The sequence below is a fragment of the Psychrobacter sp. genome, from assembly GCF_018260395.1.
Taxonomy (GTDB): Bacteria; Pseudomonadota; Gammaproteobacteria; order Pseudomonadales; family Moraxellaceae; genus Psychrobacter.
The window spans coordinates 1-16,123 of the sequence record NZ_JAGLBC010000051.1 but is presented as its reverse complement, the minus strand read 5'-3'; the positions used below and the strand labels follow the sequence as shown (position 1 = coordinate 16,123).

Here is a 16,123-nt window from a genome sequence, read left to right as displayed (position 1 = left end):
TATGCAATACTTTAACTACTCGGCATTTTAACTGTACAATATTTTAACTACTCGGCATTTTAACTATTAGTCTTATTTATCATCCGCCGTGCTTTCATCTTTTGGCATGTATTTTTTTAAGGCTTCTTCACGATGTGCTTCAGCTGCCAAAGGAAAGCCTAATTTAGCGCGCACTTCAACATAGCTTTGAGCCACTTTGCGAGCTAAAGTACGTACTCTTAAGATAAAGCGTTGACGTTCAGTCACTGAGATAGCACCGCGCGCGTCCAATAAGTTAAAGGTATGCGACGCTTTTAAGACCATTTCATAAGCCGGTAATGGCAAATCTGCAGCTACCAATTTATCCGCTTGCTGCTCATAAAAATCAAACAGCTCAAACATTTTTGGCACATCAGCGTATTCAAAGTTATAGGTCGACTGCTCTACTTCGTTTTGATGGAACACATCGCCATAGGTAACTTTTCCGAACTCACCGTCTGTCCATACCAAGTCATAAACACTATCTACGCCCTGAATATACATAGCCAAACGCTCAAGACCATAGGTAATTTCACCTGTAACTGGGAAGCATTCAAGACCACCTACTTGCTGGAAATAAGTAAACTGTGTCACTTCCATTCCATTTAACCAGACCTCCCAGCCTAGACCCCAAGCACCCAAAGTAGGTGACTCCCAGTTGTCTTCAACAAAGCGAACGTCGTGGGTTAAAGTATCAATACCGATCGCTTTGAGCGAGCCTAAGTACAGCTCTTGAATGTTTGGCGGGTTTGGCTTCATAACGACTTGGAACTGATAATAGTGTTGCAAGCGATTTGGATTATTGCCATAACGACCGTCGGTTGGACGACGTGAAGGCTGCACATATGCCGCATTCCACACCTCAGGGCCCAATGATCGTAAGAATGTTGCCGTATGGAACGTGCCTGCGCCTACTTCCATGTCGTAAGGCTGCAAAACCACACAGCCTTTTTCTGCCCAATAAGTCTGCAAAGTCAGTATCAGTTGTTGAAAAGTCATAATGTCGCCACGTTTTATTTTGATTAAGTTATTAAATTTGGATTAAACCCATCGATTTGGTAGAAACAAGACAATCAAATAGGACTGCTAAAGATCAAAAATTTGAAGGGTTAACCATATTGTGCTCACCTTACTAAAAAAAAGCTATTTTATCTATATTGTAAGCTGAATTGATGCAAATTTAGACAAAAAAATACCTAGATGGTGACCCATCTAGGCAGGAGGAAACATATACTGTTATGGTCTACTGGTGACCACTACTCTTATTATATTTATAGTCAATAAAACAGTTAATCAAAAATTTATTAGTCATAAAATAATAAATCAAATTAAAATGAACTTTATAAATAACTATTTACTCAAAGCATTTAATATGAATCATTCGACTTGTAACTTGATTATTATATATTTTTTTATAATGTCTGGGGGTGTAATAATGTATCAGGATATTACGATTTAGCTATGCATCTAGGCTGGCTAAATAAACTAGAATAGTTAATAAATTGCTATATTTTCCAAGCTATTTAACTAAGCCAAGTAACTAACCTAAGTAATTAAGCTAAAACAACTTAAGCATAAGATGATTCATTAGCTTTGGGCATAATTAACCAAAGAATTAAATAAATCAAAATGCCTGGCACTGCAGCACTAACACTCGAAATAATAACAAATAATATACGAGTCATAGTAGGAGACCAACCAAAATATTCTGCTACGCCTCCCATAACACCAGCAATCATATGATGATTACGTGAGCGATGTAGTTTCTTTAATTTTGCCATTAAAAAACCTCCCCTTTTTAAAATTATAATATTTTAAATAGAAACTTTATTAGACCTTAATTGGATTATGTTATTCTATTAATTTTTTATAACATACAATCTATATAGCGCTTAAACTACCGATTACTCAACTTAATATTATTATAGACAATTTTAAGAATTTAGCTGTTATAGCTTTACCTAACCTTTGTAACTAGTTAAGGGAAAAGCCTTAGCATTTATAATATTAAATAGCTTAATGTCAATATATGTAATCAAGCATTAATCAAATATAGGACAAATATTAATTATAAAAATAATTAAAGAAATTTTTTTTATTGAAAGACATTGTTGTTGTTGATATTAAAGAGTTTTAATTTATTTTTACGAACTCATTTTTTGTTAAGCATTACATTATATAAACAAATTTATCCACTTTAAAATTACCATAAAGTAGACTTACTATTCAGTTTTGTGAACTGCAACATTAAGGATTGTCATATGCAAAAATCAGGGTTGATGATCGGCCACTTTGAACCCCTTCATTTAGGTCATATCCGTAGTATTTTGCATGCTTCATCTTTGGTTGAGGTATTACACATTGTTATTACTCAACATCCAAATCCGAACCCTAGATTTCCGGTAACACTTCAAGATAAAGCGCGATGGCTTCAAATGGCTTGCAGAGATTTACCTTTTATTAAAATTCACATTTGTGGCGATTTTACATTTCCAGTTTATGACAGTATCGAAGACATCACTATTAATATTGATGCCTACAACGCCAAGATTGGCTATATTGAGGATAAGTTTGCCATTGATACAGACAATGTGTTGCTTGTGACACAAGGCCATCCTTTATCACAACCTGCATTAACTTCTGCCTTGAATATAAAAGTGGCAACCACCCCGCTTCATCCTGAATTTGACAGTACCTCTATCCACTACAACCCTATTGCCAACTGGAGTATTATCCATCCTGAAGCCCGAGGCAACTATACCACCACGGTAGCTATTGTAGGAGGCGAAAGCTCTGGCAAAACTACCTTAGCCTATAAACTTGCTAATTATTATGGCGCTAAGTTGGTTTTAGAGATGGGTAGGCTCTATGTTGGTACTGATTTAGGCGGTACCGAAGTAGGGTTACAATATAGTGATTACGGCCCTATTGCGTTAGATCATGCCCAAGCTATGCTAGAGAGCCTGCATCGAGCTCAGTCGCCAGTAACTATTATTGATACCGACTTTGTCACCACACAGGCCTTTTGTGAAGAATACGAGGGTCGTACCCATCCTTTTGTCACGGCTTGTATTGAAGAGTTCCGCTTCGATCACACTTTGTTTTTAGCTAATAATACGCCGTGGGTTGATGACGGAATGCGATCTTTGGGCAGTCAAAATGCTAGAGAGCGTTTTGAGCACCGACTGACTCAAATATTTAAGCGTCATAATATCGAGACTTACCGTATTACTAGCCCAGATTACTTTCAGCGGTATCAAAATGCTATTGCCTATATTGACCAGCATGTTTATAACCAATAAACTGCCATACATACTTTAAGGTCTTGGTCGCTGCGTAGTTGAAAACAAACCTTTTACTTAGACCTGTTTACTGATATTTCAGATTAAGGACTCACATGCGTATCAAACTCCTCGATAACCTTACCGGAAAATGGGCAATGCAATGGATTGTAGGCTGGTTCATTTTTGGGGTTATAGCGCTTAGCACTGGCTTTTGGCTAACCACAGAACATACCAAACTGGACTGGTTTTATTTGGGCGTCTCCCTAATTGGCTTAGGGTGCGTGGTGTCATTATCTTTTCGCCGAAATGTCATGGGAAATGGTCTAGGTATGGCCGCAACTGCAGGTGAGGTTGTGGTACAAGGCACTTCTGGTGCTGTGGGTCTCATGCTAGCCCCTTTGTTTAACTTCTTTACTCATGTCTACGGCTTATTTTATTGGTCAAAGAATACTGATCCAGAGGGCAATATGTTGCCCAAATCTGCCACTAAGTGGGTTTGGTTAGTTACTATCGCCTTTATCGCTATTGGCCTTATGTTGTTTCCTATCGTCAATGATTGGTTGGCTCAAAAAGGCTATGCCGTGGTTAAAAATGATGGCAGCCAATTCTTAGGCAAGATTGATTTTTATTGGATTAATGTATTTGCTTTCGTGTTGTCTATTACGGCTCAAGCAACCATGATCCTGCGTTATTCATTTAACTGGTGGATTTGGATTATGGTTAACTTTGTATGGTTAATCGTCAATTTAATGACTGGCAATTACATTTTTGCTATTCAAACCATGGTTTATCAAATTAACTCATTCATTGGTCTATATGAGTGGCAACGTAGTGCAGGACAGAATAATTAGTATAGACTTAAGTCATGTTGGCTTAAGTTTGCTTAGCTTTAGACGGTGGTTTACTTTATGAGGCCTTACTGTAATATTAAATACAAACTATGCGATAAAGCTCATTTGACTTTATAATATACTAAGCGATAATGTACTAAGCCATAATGTACTAGGCTTAGTAAGATTCATTGACTTAATCAAATGCACTTTTAATCAAATATACTTGTAATCAAATATATTCATTAAATTTTTGTCACTAATAAGGATATTAGGATGGCCTCACGTAAACGTTCTGCAAAACGTAGCTTAGATCAATGGTTGGCGGAATATGCTGTCAGCCACCAAAACCCTATAAACAAAAAGATTCATTGGCTTTGTGTGCCCACTATTTTTGTGAGCATCTTAGGAATGGGCATGTCTATAGCAGCTTGGTTTACTATAGTTTTAGCCATGCTTGTGGCTACATTTTATCTTAAACTTTCTACGCCCCTGTTTATCTCAATGGGAATATTTATGTTGATAACGATCGCGGCTATCGCATTATTGCCCCTCGGCTTTAAGGCTTGGGCAGCTATTTTTGTTATCGCTTGGATTGGACAATTTTTGGGTCATAAGATTGAAGGTAAAAAACCCTCTTTTCTTGAAGACTTACAGTTTTTATTAATCGGTCCAGCTTGGGTAGCCAATACTTTAATGGGTAAAAAGATTAAACCAATTAGTTAACTAAAAAGTTAATGGTTAAGCTATATCAAGTTTAAGAGTTTAAAGGAGCATTTAGCTGCTCCTTTGCTTGTCTACTATCGAAATCTCATAACCAAAAGACAACTAAATAGCTTGTTTTTCCGTCATGCGCTTACCCAAATCTTGATTCAACTTTGTTAAACTATCTATTGCTATATATAAGCCCCCCTTACTATCCATATTCTGCTTCGATGGCTTAGCTATATTATTTAAGTACATCATAATGAAATAGCATGTTTATTTTAGGATAAACAGAACAGGGTTTAGCAAATAGCACCATAAGCAATTTTAATTGAAGTTATTTCCTGCTATAGATGATACTTCCTATAGTTAGTCTATAGTTAACAAGGGTTAAGCTTCAGCTCTACTCTATTTAATATTGTACAAATTTGATCGATAATGCTCTTTTTAAAGGATAACCGACTGTGAAATTATTAAAAAACACTGTAAGCATTGCTCTACTTTTGAGCTTAGGTACGGTAAGCGTAGCTTCTAATGCAGCCACTTACGAAATTGATCCTAACCATGCCAATGCTCGTTTTTCTGTAAACCATTTTGGAACTTCTACCAACGCAGGTGGTTTTTATGGTCTTACTGGTATTGTAGATTTTGATCAGAAAGCTAAAAAAGGCTTTGTTGGCGTGACTATTCCGATTGTTAACTTAGATACTGGCAATAAAGCATTTACTAAGCATTTAAAATCTGCAGACTTTTTTAATGTTGAAAAATATCCAACTGCCTATTTCAAGTCAACACAGTGGCAGTTCGATGGTGATAAGGTTAAAGCAATTAAAGGTAATTTAACTCTACTCGATCAAACTCATCCAGTGACCTTAACAGCCACTAATTTCAATTGCTATGAAAGCCCGATTTTAAATACCCAAGTATGTGGTGGTGATTTCGAAACCACTATCGATAGAACCCAGTGGGGCATCAATAAGTATACCGATGGCGGTATGATGAAAGATGTCAAACTTAACATCCAAATCGAAGCGGGTTTAAAAAAATAGGCTTAAAAAAGCTACATTTTAAAAGGCACTACTTATAGGAATAAGTAGTGCCTTTTTTTTGTACAATAACTTATTATTGTAAAACTTTCTTTACAACTAACACCAAATCTAAAATCATTGGAACAGATTGAATGAGCTTTTTGCTACCTAGCAATCCAATTGTAGCCAGAGACCCTTATGAGCCCAATAGAGCTTCAACCACGCTTGAGCTCTTATTTGACTTGGTCTACGTCATTGCTGTTTCGGCCGCAGCTAGTGGGTTTTATAGACGCTTAATTGAGCATGACTTATCAGGCTTTATCACTTTTACTTTGGCGTTTTTTATCCTATGGAATGCTTGGACCAGCTTTACTTGGTTTGGTTCAGGCTATGATCCTGATGATACGCCTTACCGCATATCGGTTATGTTCCAAATGTTCGGCTCTTTGTTGATCGCCGCCAATATCAGCCGTTTTTTTGAACAAGGATTGATGTGGATCGGGGTGGTGGGGTATGCCATTATGCGGCTTGCGAGCTGTAGTCAATGGCTTCGAGTCTATCATGATGTCCCTGGTCACAAGCAAGTGGCATTGCGCAGCATTATCGGTCTGCTGACCTTGCAAGCGATGTGGGTTAGTTGGCTATTTTTACCAAAATCCGCGCAAACCCCTGCCCTAGTAATATTTATAATCGCTGAGCTTTTGATGCCTATCTGGGCACGTGCCGATCAGTTTGACAACTGGCATCCTGGTCATCTTGCTGAGCGTTATGGATTATTGACCATTATTGTATTGGGTGAAGGAATATTAGGCGTTAGTGGAACAATTCAAAGTTTTATCATTGATCCGTCTTTTGTTGCAAAGGATATTCTTGTTACTGCCTCGGCTTTAGTGGCGTTACTATTTGCAATTTGGTGGCTGTATTTTAGTGTCCCCTTTGATTCTATTTTGCAAGAAGAGCGCCGCCGTCATGATTTAGCTGCTTTTGGCTATGGTCACTTTTTTATATTTGCCTCATTAGCAGGTATTGGTAGTGCCATGCGCTTGGTTGCAGATGCGCTAAACAATGAAGCCAATGTCACCAACAATGGCGTGACCATGCCTTATGCCATGGGGATAATTATGTTGCAGCTTGCTGTTTTTTTGATTACGTTATGGACCTTACGTCATATCGTCAGTCGCAACTCCCAGCATAGTATATTGACGTTATTTATCGCACTTGCGGTATTGGTACTATGTTTTATCATGGTTGTGCAAGGGTTATCCATAGGTTATGCGGTATGGATTAGTGTAATAACGCCTGTCGGCATGATCATAAAGTTTAATAGTGAGCATAGATATTTTCAGAGCATATCCCCAAATAAAGATTAGCGGCGGTTAATCATTTAACCGCTTGATTAATTCAAAACGGGGTACGTGTTTACCCTCAACCTCTACCATTTCGATAAACATCTCTAAGGGTCTTACCCAGACACTATAGTCACCATAAAGACAGCGATAGACGACTAACGCCTCTTCAGTTTCAGAATGATGGGCGCTATGCAAAACCTGATAGAGATTACCTTTGTAATGCTTGTAAATACCTTGAGGCACTATATTAGATTGATCTTTATTCATAATTGGCAAGTTTCTCTAAAAGTTTGGTTTTAGCCTTTGGCCATTCATCAATCGTCATGCTATAGACGACCGAATCTGTAATCGTGTCATCTTGACGTATTCTATCACCGCGAATAATACCGTCTTTTAGCAGACCCAAACGCTCAATTGCACGTTGTGACTGTTTGTTGATGATATCTGTTCGCAATCCTATGGTTTTATAGCCTAATGTTTCAAAAGCATGTGTCATTAGCATAAGTTTGCAGGTTGTATTTACGCGACTGCGCCAATACGATTTAGCATACCATGTGTATCCAATCTCTAACCGTTTTACCATTGGCATAATATTATAGAAGCTAGTCGATCCAATAGCTTTACCTGTGGTCTCATCGATAACGGCGAACGCGATCCTATCTTCCATATGATAAGCTTTATCAATATAAGCTGTCATGGTTTCAGGACTTGGGACAGAGGTATACACGGTTTCCCAAAGCTTCCCATCTTGGCAAGCTTGGGCTAGGTCTTGAGTATGAGACATAGTTAATGGCTCAAGTGTAATGTCATTATAGGACAGCTTTAAAGGCTTTATCATATTGGTTCTATTTATTTAGACAGTGTACTGTCAATAAGAAAGCGCTGAACATAAAATCAAAGCTGATAGCAATCTTGGTTAATAGCAAACAAGATTGATAATAAAAAAGGTTAAAAGCGATGACTTAAGCAACCGTTACTTTAGCAAACGCCTTTTTGCCGGCTTGAATAATCACCGTCTGACCTGAGATTAAGCTAAAGCCTGCATTTACCTCTTCACCGTCTACTTTCACCGCATTACGTTTTAACATGTCTTTGGCAGAAGCACTGTTTTTGGCTAAGTCTGCTTGATTTAGGATTTGAGTAATAAATAAAGCTTCTTGCCCATCATCTAGCTGCAAAGTCACCTCTGGTAAATCAACTGGTAACTCACCGTCAGCAAGCACGTTACCAGCTGACTTATGGGCATTGGCTGCAGCTTCTGCGTTGTGGAAACGCTCAATCAATTCTTCTGCCAAAATACGTTTAATCTCTTGAGGATTGCGTCCTGCCTCCATTTCAGCCATTAAAGCATCTACTTCCTGCATTGGCTTAAAGCTTAAGAATTCATAATAACGACGGATCAAAGTGTCCGGCATGGATAGGATTTTTTGATACATGGTGCCAGGTGTGTCATAAATAGCCACATAGTTGCCCAATGACTTTGACATCTTGTTAACACCATCTAGCCCCTCTAAGATAGGCACGGTTATACATACTTGTGACTCTTGTCCGTAGCGGCTTTGAAGAGTACGACCCATCAATAAGTTAAAGGTCTGGTCAGTACCGCCGAGCTCAACATCTGCCTCTAACGCCACGGAGTCATAACCTTGTACCAATGGATACAAAAACTCATGGATTGAAATAGGCGTTTGCGCCGCATAGCGTTTTGAGAAATCATCACGTTCAAGCATACGAGACACAGTTTGCTGACTGGCAAGGGCAATCATATCGCCCGCTGAGAGTTTATTAAACCACTCTGAATTGAACACAACTTTGGTTTTGTCTTTATCTAATATTTTAAACACTTGCTCAGCATAGGTCTTGGCGTTGTTTTGAATTTGTTCATCTGTCAAAGGTGGACGTGTAGTATTTTTACCGGTTGGATCGCCGATTTTGGCAGTGTAGTCACCAATTAAAAAATATATATCATGGCCTAAGTCTTGGAAGTGCTTTAATTTATTAATTAGAACCGTATGACCTAAGTGCAAGTCAGGAGCAGTAGGATCGAAGCCGGCTTTAATTCTTAATGGGCGACCCAGCTTTAGCTTAGCAATTAAGTCATCTTCAGACAAAATCTCATGCGTACCGCGCTGAATAATTGCTAGTTGCTCGTCTATTGATAAACTGTTTAACTTACTATTGCTATTATTAGTGGCCAATTGGCTCATAAATTACCTCAAAAAATTAGATGTTCATCAACTTTTTTAAACCAAGTGACGAATAAAGATTAAATATTCACATGTTTTAAATTATACTAGAAAAACAAATTACGTGTTTTATTGTTGTTACGTTTTTCGCAGATACTACAATTTTAGGTGTATCACCCATACTATTATCTTATTAAGGGTTAACATATGAAAGTTTATCAACTAAAAGTCTCTTTATTTGGCTATCATGAACAGCCGATCAATCAACTACACCGTATCATTGAAATAAGTGAAGATTCCACTTTTGAAGACCTACATGATGCTATTTTCGATGCATTTGACCGTGATGACCTGCATTTATACAGTTTCTTTTTAACAAAAAAAGACAGTAAAAATATGCATGATATTAGAAAGGCGCCAAGTATTGCTGATCCTTATTCCTTTTCAGAAGGGAGTGTATTTGGCGATGAGTCTGATAATGCCGCGACAACCAAAATCAAAGATGCTAAATTAAAAGAAAAAGACGTGTTCCACTATTGGTTTGATTTTGGTGATGACTGGTGGCACCGTATTCGGGTAGAAAAAATCACTACGGATAGCAAAAGTAAAAAAGCCTTTGTCAAAGTTTCAAAAAAAGTCGGGAAGTCTCCTGCTCAATATGAGGAATATGATGAGGAGGACGAATATTTTGATGACATTAATATCAAGGATATTGTTTTTGGTAGTGGTGACTTTGGTGAACTAATGGATTCAGATCAGCTTAACGATATTGATATTGATGACGAAGACTTAGAATTTCTGATGCAAACAATGAGTGACAATAGCCCAGAAGCTATGCAAAAAATTGTTGATAAGTATGGCATTGATAAAGTCGTTAGTTGGTTAGAGGTAATGGGTATGCCAAATACCGATCAATTCAAAACCATGCTTAAAAACATACCCATTATTCAGTTTTTAGAATCTTGCAACGAGTCTAACCTTACTTTACAACAAGAGCATGAATTGTTAAAAGACCTTATCGATTACTTGCAAACTAGGTTGGCAAATATTGAGCAATCCATCGTTCAGGCGGATAATCTGGCTCAAGTAACTTATACTAAAAAGAGTAAATAAAACATGGCAAACGAGCCAGTAGCTAATCAAGAACATGTATTAGCTTCAAGTCAAGATTCATGCCAAAAACTTAACCTAGAATCACCCATTGAACAAGCACTGTCAGATACTCTTTTTGTGAGCTTCGATAGTGGCTACTACATAGGCATGATGTCAGGTACTAGCCTAGATGGCATGGATGCGGTCATTTGTCAGTTTGATTTGCCTGTCGAAGAGGAACACCCAAACACCACCAAGATTATAGCCACGCATAGTAAAGACTTCCCAGACAATCTGCGAGAAGTATTACTGGCTCTGTGTTTGCCAAATGTCACGACAAACTTAGCCTATCCTGCCAGCAATATTATTTTAGAACAACAGCCACAAAGCGAGCTTGATTGGTTTGGTTGGGCGAGCCGTGAATATGCAGAATTTGCCAGTACCGTAGTGAATGAGCTACTTGATAAATCTGGCATTACGCCAGAAGCCATTTTAGCCATTGGCTGCCATGGACAAACCGTCCGTCATCGCCCAAATCTAGGGTTCACCTTGCAGTTGGTAGATCCTAATATTATCGCTGAACGTACGGGCATTAGCGTGGTGACCGACTTTCGCCGACGCGATATGGCAGTAGGTGGTCAAGGTGCGCCACTCGCCCCCGCCTTTCATTTAGCACAATTCGGAATGGCTGATGACACAGATAATGCCACTGCTGCTGCTCTAAAACACCGTATTGTCGTTAATCTTGGTGGTATCGCTAATATCACCGTACTGCCTGCCTATCAAACTCATAGTGTCACAGGCTATGATACGGGCCCCGCCAATATATTATTAGATGCATGGTATCAAAAGCATGAAAATACGCTAAATGCCCCCTCAGATAATGCAAAGTCAAACGCTGAGCCGTTTGAGTCAACAGTCCCTTTATATGATAAAAACGGGCAATGGGCGAAGTCAGGACAGGTCAATGACGATCTACTAGCACAACTATTGACGCATCCGTATTTTGCTCAACCTACACCCAAAAGCACAGGACGTGAAGATTTCCATTTAAATTGGCTAAATGAGCAAATAGCTCTGGTTTCTGAGACCCTGATCGACGTTAAAACCAAGGTTCAAATCAATGCTCAAATCAATGGTCAAATCAATGCTCATACAGATGCTCAAATCAATGCTCAAACCGACACGCAAACTAAAACTCAAAGTGGCACGTCTATGTCTCCAGAAGACGTACAAGCGACGTTAACCGCTTTTACTGCTCAGACGCTAAGCGATGCTATCAAGGCTGAAGCATTACGACTCAATATGACTGAGGGCGAGGTGATTATTTGCGGTGGTGGCGCGTATAACGCGTACTTACTCGAGCAAATAGCAGAAAGGTTGCCTAATTGGACAGTATTGACCAGTGAAGATTTTGGCATTGCGCCGACGTGGGTGGAAGCGATAGCATTTGCTTGGCTCGCCCGCCAAACCATTATGGGTGAAACAGGCAACCTGCCAGCGGTGACAGGTGCTAGTAAATCTGTATTATTAGGTCAGGTTTGTTTTGCTTAAAGGCAATATAGATAGTCTTTAAATTAATCGCAGGTATCTAAATTTAAAACTGTTAGCTAAATTATACATAAATCACCTCTAGCGCAAATTACCTTTACCTCAAAGACTGCACCCACTGCACGATATGATGACTTGGCAAAGCGCCAGACTGACGGGCGACTTCCATTCCTCCTCTGAAGGCCACCATCGTAGGTAGACTTCGAATATTATAAGGGGCTGCCGCTCGTTCAAACTGGTCGGTCTGTAATTTGGCAAATACCACTTGTGGCAACTGCTTAGCCGCTTGCTCAAACTCAGGCGCCATCATGTGACAGGGCTGACACCAACTTGCCCAAAAATCTACAATGGTTAGCACCTCATTTTTTTGAATGGTTATATGAGCTGTTTTGTCGGTTAAGACCACTGGCGCCGCTGTTAGTAAGCTGTTTTGACATTTGCCACATTTGGGTACTTGATTTAGACGCTCGGTAGGGATTCGATTGGTCGCAGCACAATTTGGACAAACCAAATGAAGCGACTGCTGGGTAGATTGTGATCCGGTCATAAGTTTACACCTTATAATTTTATGTTTATTACCTTAAGGGCTAATACTTTAAGTTGTTAGCTTTTTTAGCATAACTGTTACGTATATCACTATGTTTAAGATAAGTTTTAAAGCTAGTTATGTACTGGCTATTTCATCAAAGATTTATAGTTTTATCTTTTTAATCTGATAATCTGATAATCTGATATATTATACAATTATATATATTGATACTGATAACAAGATTTCAATAGGCTCAATCTACGCAAATCGATAACATATGACTACATAAAAAAGTCATTAGTGAGAGGCTATCGTGGTCGAAAAACAGACATCAGCTAACGCTCTTCAAGGTAATCGCTGGCTTGCAAAGCTCATTCCTGACTGGATAACTCGTTATGATACCTCTGTTTTGCCTGCTGACATTGTTGCCGGGCTAGTGGTTGGTATTTTGGTGATTCCACAAAGCTTAGGGTATGCGGTATTGGCGGGCTTGCCGCCGGTGTATGGTATTTATGCGTCTATAATACCTGTGTTGGTCTACGCTTGGATTGGTTCTAGCAATGTGCAATCCCTTGGCGCGGTTGCTATTACCGCCATTATGACGGCCAGTAGCTTACATGATTTAGCGGTAGAAGGCAGTGTGCAATACATAATGCTAGCCAGCCTACTTGCGCTAATGATGGGTGGTATACTTTGGTTAGCAGGCAAGCTAAAACTTGGCTGGATCATGCAGTTTATTAGTCGCGGCGTATCTGCAGGTTTTGTCAGTGGTGCTGCGGTACTGATTTTTGTTAGCCAAGTAAAGTATCTAACTAATATTGCAGTAAGTGGTAATACTTTACCGGGTTACGCTACCACCTTCATTAAACATCTAGACACCTTTCATTTGCCAACCTTTATTATTGGTAGTGTTACCTTTATCTTATTTATGCTAAACCGCTATGCTGGTCAATGGTTATGGCAATCTTGGTTGGCGCCTTCTAAAGCTAAATGGGCCAGTCGTTTATTTCCTTTACTAGTAGTTATAGTAGCCATGGTCTTAAGCCAAATGGGCGGCTGGTCCAGTCGTGGTATTCGAGTTATTGGTGAGATTCCAAGCGGCTTGCCCATGATTATTATGCCAAAATTTGAATCAGTCAATCAAGTTGCGACTCTATTACCGACTGCAGCATTAATGGCATTAATTGTCTTTGTTTCTAGCAGTTCTGTGTCGAAAACCTATGCCCGCTTACGTGGCGAGAAGTTCGATGCCAATAAAGAGCTTCAAGGACTAGGTCTGGCCAATATTGCCGGAGGATTTAGCCAAAGCTTCCCTGTGGCGGGCGGGTTTTCTCGTACCGCTATCAATGTTGACTCAGGGGCCAAGACCCCTTTAGCCAGTTTTATTAGCGTACTAATTATGGTGGCTACTTTATTGGTATTGGGCGACATTATTGCGCCGCTGCCTTATGCGCTATTGGGGGCGATGATTATGGCCTCTATTGTTAGCTTAATCGATGTGGATACTTTAAAGACCGCTCTTAAAACCGACCGTTTGGATGCGCATTGTTTTATCGCTACCTTTATTGGTGTACTTATATTCGGGCTAAATATTGGTTTAGTAATTGGTATTATTGTCTCTTTTGCTGGTCTCATTTGGGAATCTAGCCAGCCCCATATTGCTGTAGTGGGTCGACTGATAGGTACAGAGCACTTTCGCAATATCAATCGCCATGATGTGATTACGTATGACAATTTGTTGATTATGCGAGTGGATGAAAGCTTATTTTTTGGCAACAGTGAATCGGTCTATATCCATATAAAAGAAGCCCTTGATCAGCATCCTAAAGCATACGAATTGGTGCTGATTATGTCATCGGTAAACCATATAGATTTGACCGCTCAAGAAATGCTCATTACTTTGAATCGTGAATTGACGAACTCTGGCAAGCGTTTACACTATAGCTTTATTAAGGGTCCAATTATGGACGTTATTGAATCTACGCCTGTCATCACGGAGCTTTCAGGACGGGTATTTTTGAGCACCATGCAAGCTATTACTCAACTTACTGATGAATATCCTTATAGTAATCAATTGCCAACAGTGCAGAAAAAAGAATTTGAATAATCCAAGATAGAACTACAGCAATCCCAAAATATATCTACAATAGAGATAACCGGTTAGCCATAAAGTGTTAAACGCAAACCATTCGATAACTTTGTAAGCCAACCAACTTTAACTTTGTACAGGTCTAATCTGATATTAAATTCACTTGACTAAAGATAGCGGACACCAATTGATACCATGAGCGATACTCTAACTATTTATAAGCAAATCTATCCCCTTCAATGCCCAAAATTATCTGAAATGGGATATCGATCAATTATAAATGTTCGTCCGGACAATGAAGTAGAGAGTCAACCTTCAAGTGAGGTACTTTGCTCTGCGGCTAATGAAGCCAACTTAGCATATTGCTATATTCCATTTGATAATGAACGCTTAAGCTGTAATACAGTGGCTCGTTTTGCTGAGCAATATCATAAAATGCCAAAACCTATTATGATGTTTTGTGGCTCAGGTCATCGTGCCAAACTTTTGTATCAAAGTGCTATGATGCAAGGACTACTTTAGTTATTAAGGACTGATTTAGTTATTCTATTATTAAAGCTTTAGCAATTTATAAGCAGTATGGCTGCTTATCTAGTTAAATATATGACATTCTATAGGTTAAATAAGGACTAAAAAATGACACATCAAGTTAGCTTTGCCGGTCAAATAACGCCAGAACAATTAAAAGAAGTGGCCGCTCAAGGCTTTAAAACCATTATTAATAACCGTCCAGACGGCGAAGCAACTGACCAGCCTACCAGTGCCGAAATTGAAGCAGCGGCAAAAGAAGCCGGCCTAGCATATAAAGAAATTTCATTTGCGGGTAATGAATTAAACATGCAACATGTTGAAGAATTTGCCGACTATTTTAATCAAGCCGAGCAGCCTATTTTGATGTTCTGCCGTACGGGTAATCGTTCAAACGGTTTGTATGAAGCTGCTAAACAACGTGATATGTTAGATGATTAATTGTGCTTATACATTTAAAAACTATAGAGCGTTAATAGCCGGTACTATGTGAAGTTTTAGCCAATATAATGTTTTATGTCACTTTAATAGCGCTCATCCAAAATTTGGATGGGCGTTTTCGTTTGTGTCTATGTTATCCATAATCTGTATTGCTAAGTAAGTTATATAACTCCATACTGGATGTTATTTTATTCATCTTATCTAAACATTCATGGAGTACAACAATGGACAACTTGCAGCCTCCTCTTTTAATCACAATATATGGACGTTATGCTCAACAATCGATATATGATGCAATGGCGCGAGGCGGCTTTGCAGGAAACACGAAAGATTGATCAAGATGAAGCGGGTGAGATATTGTCTGTCGAAGGCGTGTTAAGCAGTTAGTAGGATAAACAAAACTCTTTAACTTTGGCTGCTGAGAGTGGTTTTTTAGTATATAGGACTGACACAAAATTTAAAAGGTGAGCAACCGCTAATCATTGTTATGCAA

The 16,123-nt window shown here is 39.0% G+C and carries 15 protein-coding genes and 1 pseudogene; 10 read left to right on the top strand and 6 right to left on the bottom strand.

Going from position 1 to position 16,123, the window contains the following annotated elements; all coding sequences use genetic code 11:
- Positions 1 to 72: 72 nt before the first annotated feature.
- Complete coding sequence (glyQ, locus tag QZ265_RS05685; RefSeq protein ID WP_296404253.1) at positions 73 to 1,035, bottom strand: glycine--tRNA ligase subunit alpha; 963 nt, start codon at positions 1,033 to 1,035, stop codon at positions 73 to 75.
- Between the two features lie 551 nt (positions 1,036 to 1,586).
- Entirely contained in the window at positions 1,587 to 1,799 is a 213-nt protein-coding gene (locus QZ265_RS05680; RefSeq protein WP_296404251.1) for a PspC domain-containing protein, read from the bottom strand.
- 444 nt (positions 1,800 to 2,243) lie between these two features.
- Here QZ265_RS05680 and nadR point away from each other — a divergent pair.
- From nadR to QZ265_RS05655, 5 genes and pseudogenes are all read left to right on the top strand, one after another.
- Positions 2,244 to 3,320: pseudogene (nadR, locus tag QZ265_RS05675) on the top strand (multifunctional transcriptional regulator/nicotinamide-nucleotide adenylyltransferase/ribosylnicotinamide kinase NadR); the annotation flags it as partial.
- A 95-nt stretch (positions 3,321 to 3,415) separates the two neighbouring features.
- On the top strand, positions 3,416 to 4,153 hold the full coding sequence (gene pnuC / locus QZ265_RS05670; protein ID WP_296404248.1) for a nicotinamide riboside transporter PnuC: 738 nt from the start codon (positions 3,416 to 3,418) through the stop codon (positions 4,151 to 4,153).
- A gap of 255 nt (positions 4,154 to 4,408) precedes the next feature.
- On the top strand, positions 4,409 to 4,858 hold the full coding sequence (locus tag QZ265_RS05665; RefSeq protein ID WP_296404246.1) for an Mpo1-like protein: 450 nt from the start codon (positions 4,409 to 4,411) through the stop codon (positions 4,856 to 4,858).
- A 443-nt stretch (positions 4,859 to 5,301) separates the two neighbouring features.
- Entirely contained in the window at positions 5,302 to 5,886 is a 585-nt protein-coding gene (locus QZ265_RS05660) for a YceI family protein (protein WP_296404244.1), read from the top strand.
- 131 nt (positions 5,887 to 6,017) lie between these two features.
- Complete coding sequence (locus tag QZ265_RS05655) at positions 6,018 to 7,235, top strand: low temperature requirement protein A (RefSeq protein ID WP_296404242.1); 1,218 nt, start codon at positions 6,018 to 6,020, stop codon at positions 7,233 to 7,235.
- A 6-nt stretch (positions 7,236 to 7,241) separates the two neighbouring features.
- Here QZ265_RS05655 and QZ265_RS05650 read toward each other — a convergent pair whose 3' ends face one another.
- The 3 genes from QZ265_RS05650 to tyrS all read right to left on the bottom strand — a co-directional run bounded on the left by QZ265_RS05650 (position 7,242) and on the right by tyrS (position 9,421).
- Complete coding sequence (locus tag QZ265_RS05650; RefSeq protein ID WP_296404240.1) at positions 7,242 to 7,481, bottom strand: DUF1653 domain-containing protein; 240 nt, start codon at positions 7,479 to 7,481, stop codon at positions 7,242 to 7,244.
- Positions 7,474 to 8,052: a GNAT family N-acetyltransferase gene (locus tag QZ265_RS05645; RefSeq protein WP_296404238.1), complete on the bottom strand. Its 579-nt coding sequence runs from the start codon at positions 8,050 to 8,052 to the stop codon at positions 7,474 to 7,476. The genes QZ265_RS05650 and QZ265_RS05645 overlap by 8 nt, the downstream gene beginning before the upstream one ends.
- Before the next feature lie 124 nt (positions 8,053 to 8,176).
- Positions 8,177 to 9,421 carry a tyrosine--tRNA ligase gene (gene tyrS / locus QZ265_RS05640; RefSeq protein WP_296404236.1) on the bottom strand — a complete coding sequence of 415 codons (1,245 nt, stop codon included), beginning with the start codon at positions 9,419 to 9,421 and terminating at the stop codon, positions 8,177 to 8,179.
- A 186-nt stretch (positions 9,422 to 9,607) separates the two neighbouring features.
- Here tyrS and QZ265_RS05635 point away from each other — a divergent pair, with 186 nt between their 5' ends.
- Positions 9,608 to 10,513, top strand: a complete 906-nt coding sequence (locus tag QZ265_RS05635; RefSeq protein ID WP_296404234.1) for a plasmid pRiA4b ORF-3 family protein — start codon at positions 9,608 to 9,610, stop codon at positions 10,511 to 10,513.
- 3 nt (positions 10,514 to 10,516) lie between these two features.
- Positions 10,517 to 12,046, top strand: a complete 1,530-nt coding sequence (locus tag QZ265_RS05630) for an anhydro-N-acetylmuramic acid kinase (protein WP_296404232.1) — start codon at positions 10,517 to 10,519, stop codon at positions 12,044 to 12,046.
- A gap of 94 nt (positions 12,047 to 12,140) precedes the next feature.
- Here the strand turns inward: QZ265_RS05630 and trxA are convergent, their stop codons facing one another.
- A complete protein-coding gene (gene trxA, locus QZ265_RS05625; RefSeq protein ID WP_296404230.1) occupies positions 12,141 to 12,590 on the bottom strand; it encodes a thioredoxin in 450 nt (149 codons plus the stop codon).
- Positions 12,591 to 12,885: 295 nt separating this feature from the next.
- Between trxA and QZ265_RS05620 the strand changes: the two genes are divergently transcribed.
- The 3 genes from QZ265_RS05620 to QZ265_RS05610 all read left to right on the top strand — a co-directional run bounded on the left by QZ265_RS05620 (position 12,886) and on the right by QZ265_RS05610 (position 15,630).
- A complete protein-coding gene (locus QZ265_RS05620) occupies positions 12,886 to 14,679 on the top strand; it encodes a SulP family inorganic anion transporter (RefSeq protein WP_296404228.1) in 1,794 nt (597 codons plus the stop codon).
- A gap of 177 nt (positions 14,680 to 14,856) precedes the next feature.
- The gene (locus QZ265_RS05615; RefSeq protein ID WP_296404226.1) at positions 14,857 to 15,183 is read left to right on the top strand and encodes a sulfur transferase domain-containing protein; all 327 of its coding nucleotides are present in this window, start codon (positions 14,857 to 14,859) and stop codon (positions 15,181 to 15,183) included.
- Between the two features lie 114 nt (positions 15,184 to 15,297).
- A complete protein-coding gene (locus QZ265_RS05610; protein ID WP_296404224.1) occupies positions 15,298 to 15,630 on the top strand; it encodes a TIGR01244 family sulfur transferase in 333 nt (110 codons plus the stop codon).
- Positions 15,631 to 16,123 lie beyond the last annotated feature (493 nt).

Excerpts from the sequence above, each read along its gene's own strand:
- QZ265_RS05680 (WP_296404251.1), bottom strand. The coding sequence starts at position 1,799 with ATGGCAAAATTAAAGAAACTACATCGCTCACGTAATCATCATATGATT.
- pnuC (WP_296404248.1), top strand. The coding sequence starts at position 3,416 with ATGCGTATCAAACTCCTCGATAACCTTACCGGAAAATGGGCAATGCAA.
- QZ265_RS05665 (WP_296404246.1), top strand. The coding sequence starts at position 4,409 with ATGGCCTCACGTAAACGTTCTGCAAAACGTAGCTTAGATCAATGGTTG.
- QZ265_RS05655 (WP_296404242.1), top strand. The coding sequence starts at position 6,018 with ATGAGCTTTTTGCTACCTAGCAATCCAATTGTAGCCAGAGACCCTTAT.
- QZ265_RS05650 (WP_296404240.1), bottom strand. The coding sequence starts at position 7,481 with ATGAATAAAGATCAATCTAATATAGTGCCTCAAGGTATTTACAAGCAT.
- QZ265_RS05645 (WP_296404238.1), bottom strand. The coding sequence starts at position 8,052 with ATGATAAAGCCTTTAAAGCTGTCCTATAATGACATTACACTTGAGCCA.
- tyrS (WP_296404236.1), bottom strand. The coding sequence starts at position 9,421 with ATGAGCCAATTGGCCACTAATAATAGCAATAGTAAGTTAAACAGTTTA.
- QZ265_RS05635 (WP_296404234.1), top strand. The coding sequence starts at position 9,608 with ATGAAAGTTTATCAACTAAAAGTCTCTTTATTTGGCTATCATGAACAG.
- QZ265_RS05630 (WP_296404232.1), top strand. The coding sequence starts at position 10,517 with ATGGCAAACGAGCCAGTAGCTAATCAAGAACATGTATTAGCTTCAAGT.
- trxA (WP_296404230.1), bottom strand. The coding sequence starts at position 12,590 with ATGACCGGATCACAATCTACCCAGCAGTCGCTTCATTTGGTTTGTCCA.
- QZ265_RS05615 (WP_296404226.1), top strand. The coding sequence starts at position 14,857 with ATGAGCGATACTCTAACTATTTATAAGCAAATCTATCCCCTTCAATGC.
- QZ265_RS05610 (WP_296404224.1), top strand. The coding sequence starts at position 15,298 with ATGACACATCAAGTTAGCTTTGCCGGTCAAATAACGCCAGAACAATTA.